Annotated in this window: 1 protein-coding gene; it reads left to right on the top strand. The window is 41.2% G+C overall.

What is annotated here, in order from left to right; genetic code table 11:
- Positions 1–5692: beta strand repeat-containing protein (locus V7S79_RS12095; protein ID WP_459490855.1), on the top strand; the 5692-nt coding region annotated here is incomplete at its 5' end.
- Positions 5693–5839: the final 147 nt, after the last annotated feature.

The raw sequence follows: 5839 nt of genomic DNA, 5'->3' as shown, positions 1-5839 counted from the left end.
TGCTGATGCGAATGTAACAACGGCCAAGATTGCTGATGCGAATGTAACAACAGCTAAAATTGCCGATTTAAATGTAACGAATGCGAAATTAGAAGCAGATGCGATTACAACAGATAAAATCAAAGATGGCGAAGTTCAAACAGCCGACATCAAAGATGCGAATGTAACAACGGCTAAGATTGCTTCAGGCGGAAATGACAAGGTATTAGTAACTGATGGAACGGGTACTGTAGCCTGGTTAGATAAAACGGCTTTCGGAGCGGTGGCAGATATGACTAGCATCGAAGGAGCAGGAACAACGGCAAGTCCTTTTAAAGTAAAAGATTTAGGAATAGTAACAGCTAAAATCGCTGATGCTGCGGTAACGACAGCTAAGATAGCTGATGCGAATGTTACAACGGCCAAGATTGCGGATGCAAATGTCACCACAGCTAAAATTGCCGATTTAAATGTTACGAATGCGAAATTAGAAGCAGATGCGATTACCACAGATAAGATCAAAGATGGTGAAGTTCAAACTGCTGACATCAAAGATGCCAATGTAACGACTGCAAAAATTGCGGATGTGAATGTAACAACGGCTAAAATTGCAGATTTGGCAGTAACTACCACCAAAATTGAACACGGTACAGCCAATCAAGTATTAAAAACAAATGCGGCAGGAACGGCAACGGAATGGGGGAAATTGACGGCCGATAATATCATTGCTAAAGATTTAACAGCTGCAGATGCATCGATTACTGTTAGCAATGGAGTAGGGGCAACTTTGATCAATTCCAATCTGAAAGTTTCTGATGCAGGAATTACAACAGCTAAAATTGCGGATGAAGCAGTAGTTGCTGCTAAAATTGCGGATAATGCAGTGATCACCTCAAAAATTGCCGATGGAAATGTCACAGAGGTAAAATTAGCTTCCGATGCAGTTACGAGTGGCAAAATATTAGATGGAACCATTGTTACGGCTGATTTAGGAAATAATTCTATTTCAACAGATAAAATCATTGATGCCAATGTGACGGACGTTAAATTGGCTACTTCATCTGTATCTACCGCTAAAATTGCGGCAGATGCAGTTACGACTGCTAAAATTTTAGATGGAACGATCGTTAACGCAGACATTGCTGATGCAACAATTACCTCAGCCAAAATTGCTGGGACAATCGCAATTGCAAATGGTGGCACAGGAGCAACAACTGCAACAGGTGCCTTGACAAATTTAGGTGCAGAAGCCGTTGCCAATAAATCGGCCGCAACAGATATGGGTGGAATCAATGCAGATGATGTAAAATATCCGACTCAATTGGCTGTTAAAACCTTTGTTGAAAATTCTTTGAATGCAGGTGTGGGTACTGCCACGACCAATGCCTTGAATTTAAAAGAAGATTTATCAAACAAATCGACAGCGACTGATTTAGGCGCTGGTACTTCAAGCAATACTTTGTACCCTTCTCAATTAGCAGTAAAAACCTATGTGGATACTAAATTGACAGCCACCAATGCGATTGTTAACTTAACTTCTTTGCCAAATATTTCAAACAATACCATTCTTGGAAATACCACAGGAGCAACAAGTACTCCACATGAAATTCCAGTAACAGGAACGGGTGATGTAGTATTGAAAACTTCAGCTACCATCAATACTCCAACCATAACTTCTCCCGTATTAAATGGAACCATCACAGGTACAGCCATTGTGCCAGTCAACCAAGGTGGTTCAGGTGCAAACATGAGCACAACAGCGGGTTATGTAAAACAAGCTTCAACGGGAGCCAATTTTACTACAGTATCGACAATTCCTGTGGCAGATGTTGCGGGTGCTGTTCAAAAAGTGAATGGTAATGGTCCTGATGCTGCAGGGAATGTAACCATCGATTTTGGTCATGTAACTACAGGGACCTTAGCGGCAAGACCTGCTGCCAATACGACCACGAATGGTGATATATACGTAGTTTCGGGTGACCCAACAGCTTCTAATGATGGCCGAACTTTTATCAGTGATGGAACACAATGGAACGAAGTAACTCCGAATCAAGCCTCATTAGATGCACGTTATTTACGTTTAGCTGGTGGAACCATGGCAGGTAATATTACTATGCCAACCGGACATCAAATTATTTTAACAGATGCGCCAGCTTCTGCTACAGATGCGGCTAATAAAGCTTATGTAGATGCGCAAATCACTGCTGCGACTCCTGATGCCACAGCTAGTGCAACTGGTAAAATCCAATTAGCCGGCGATTTGACAGGAACAGCGGTTAGTCCAGAAATTGCTGCCAATAAAGTAACTTTTGCTAAAATACAAACTGTTTCATCGGATGTGATTTTGGGTAGATCAAGTACAGGAACAGGTAACATTGAAGCCTTGACAACTTTGCCTGCCGCTACATTGCCAGCTTTCAGTGGAGACGTAACGACCAGCGCGGGTTCCGCTACAACAACCATCGCAGCGAATTCTGTAACGTTGCCTAAAATGCAGAATCTTTCAGCTCAAAGTTTATTGTTAGGTTCTAAGTCGACAGGAGGAACAGGTGTTTCTGAAATTACGTTGGGAACAGGTTTAAGTATGTCAGGAAGTACCTTGAACTCATCAGGAGGAACCGTAACTAATGTGAGCGGAACGACCAATCGAATTACAGTCACCAACGGTGCAACTACTCCAAGTGTAGATATTTCTGCTAATTATGTCGGTCAAAGTTCAATTACCACTTTAGGTACAATCACTACGGGTGTTTGGAATGGAACGACCATTGATGTCGCCAACGGAGGTACAGGAGCAACAACCTTGACTGGTTATGTAAAAGGTGCAGGTACTTCTGCCTTGACAGCCAGTTCAACCATTCCTGTTGCAGATGTAACAGGTGCACAAACCATTGCCAATAAATCGACAGACGCAACTTTTGCTTCTTCTAGCGATGTAGCATATCCTTCTCAATTGGCAGTTAAAACCTATGTAGATAGCAAAGTAGCAGCTTCTACGCCAGATGCAACAACTCTAGCAACAGGTAAAATCCAGTTAGCAGGAGATTTAACAGGAATAGCATCTGCTCCAGAGGTTGGAATAGGAAAAATTACTTCTGCTAAAATTTTGGATGGAACTATTTTAGTAGCTGATATCGCAGATGATGCCATTGAAACAGCAAAAATTAAAAACCTAAACGTAACTACGGCTAAAATTGCAGATGGTGCAATTACAACGGGTAAAATTAATTCAGGAGGTAATAATAAAGTGTTAGTGACTAGTGCAACGGGTTCTGTTGATTGGATTGACAAAACAAGTTTTGGCGCAGTAGCAGATAATGTAACGATAGAAGGAGAAGGAACGACTGCACTACCATTTAAAGTAAAAGATTTAGGAATAACCAATGCCAAAATTGGTGAAACAATTACGGTATCGAATGGTGGTACAGGAGCAACAACCTTGACAGGTTATGTAAAAGGTGCAGGTACTTCGGCTATGACAGCCAGCGCGACAATACCAGTTGCGGATGTAACAGGCGCACAAACGACAGCGAATTTATCAGCAGATATGTCAGCAGATGCAGCTTCGACTAGTAAATACCCAAGTGTAGCAGCAGTAGAAACTTATGTGATAGCCAATGCAACGCCGAATGCTACCACTTTGGCATTAGGTAAAATTCAATTAGCGGGTGATTTAACGGGAATCGCAACTGCACCTGAAGTAGGTGTAGGAAAAATCACATCTGCAAAAATTGCTGACGGAACGATTGCCACCGCGGATATCGCTGCAAGTGCAGTAACATCCAGCATCATTGCCGATGGAACAATAGCCACAGCTGATTTGGCTGCGTCTTCTGTTACCAATGCCAAAATTGGTGAAACAATCACCGTAGCGAATGGTGGTACAGGTGCAACAACCTTGACAGGTTATGTAAAAGGTGCAGGTACTTCGGCTATGACAGCTAGCGCGACAATACCAGTTGCGGATGTAACAGGCGCACAAACGACAGCGAATTTATCAGCAGATATATCGGCAGATGCAGCTTCGACTAGTAAATATCCAAGTGTAGCAGCAGTAGAAACCTATGTGACAGCGAATGCAACGCCGAATGCTACCACTTTGGCATTAGGTAAAATTCAATTAGCTGGGGATTTAGGAGGTACGGCAACTTCGCCTTTAGTTACTAAATTACAAGGGACAGAAGTAAGTTCGACAGTGCCAACAAACGGTCAAGTATTAAAATATAATTTAGCTACTAGTAAATGGATTCCTTCTGCGGATAATGGATTGTTATCAAACTCTGGGACAGATAATTATCTACCAAAATTTTCTAATTCTTCTACTACTTTATCTAACAGTCAGTATTATGATAATGGAATTAATTCAGGTATTGGTACTACAAATCCATTGAAAAAATTTCATTTACAAGCTGGAGGAACATCTTTATTGACATCGGCTTTTGGCGACGGTATGATTTTTTCTTCAAATAATGCAGCAGGTACAAGGTTTTTTATCGAAAATTTGGCTGCTCCTGTGGATGAAAAAACTTCAGTAATTTACAGCCAAAATGGGAATTTAGTTTTAGGTGCTGTTGTGTCTGATAACGGAAGTACGTGGAAACAAGTAGCACCTATTGTTATTAAAAATTCAAATGGTTTTGTAGGAATAAATACAACCAATCCAATTTATAATCTTGATGTAAATGGAACAGCTAGAGTCTCTTCTACAATAACTGCATCTTCTTTAATAAAACAAGGAGGAACGGCTTCCCAATTCTTAAAAGCAGATGGTAGTGTAGATAATATTGCTTATGCACCATTGGCTTCTCCTACTTTTACAGGTACACCTGCAGCACCAACAGCTACAGCTGGAACAAACTCTACTCAAATCGCTACTACGGCATTTGTTACTTCGGCAGTTGCCGCTGCAACCATTCCTGATGCAACAACTTCTGCATTAGGTAAAATTCAATTAGCTGGCGATTTAACGGGAATAGCAACTGCACCAGAAGTTGGAACAGGAAAAATCACTTCTGCAAAAATTGCAGATGGAACAATCGCCACTGCTGATTTGGCTGCTTCTTCTGTCACGAATGCAAAAATTGGAGAAACCATCACAGTAGCCAATGGTGGAACCGGAGCAACAACCTTGACTGGCTATGTAAAAGGAACAGGAACAACTGCGATGACTGCCAGTTCAACGATTCCAGTTGCCGATGTAACAGGAGCGCAAACGACAGCGAATTTATCAGCAGATATGTCGGCAGATGCGGCTTCAACTAGTAAATACCCAAGTGTAGCAGCAGTAGAAAACTATGTAACTGCAAATGCAACACCTGCTGCAACTACGTTAGTATTAGGTAAAATCCAATTAGCTGGTGATTTAGGTGGTACGGCAGCAGCTCCTTTGGTGGCTAAATTACAAGGAACAGCAGTAAGCTCAACAGCCCCAACGACCAACCAATTGTTACAATACGATGGTACATCATGGGTTCCAGTAGCTAAAAGTTCTGTAGCAAAATTTGAAACAGAAGAGTTTACTCCAACTGCTGGACAAACAGCTTTTACTTTGACGAATACGCCATTGGGTAGAGTTGCAATGTTTGTCAATGGTGTGCGTGTTCCTAAAGCGGCGGTAAGTGTTTCTGGAGTAACTGCTACATATGTGCCTGCCAGCAACGGAGCGTATGCTTTGTTAGTAACAGATAGAGTTTCATTTGATTATATTTATTAAAAGGTTCAATTAGATTTTTTATACAACTACTATTTTAAACAAATGAATAAATTAACCAACGCATTACTCATTTTATTTTTGATTTTCGCATGCGTCATACGCTCTTTTTCACAGTCAAAAGTAGTTAATCGTTTTGGTCAAGAAATT

The sequence above is a fragment of the Aquirufa sp. ROCK-SH2 genome (assembly GCF_054558315.1).
This window is presented reverse-complemented; position numbering and strand designations above follow the sequence as displayed.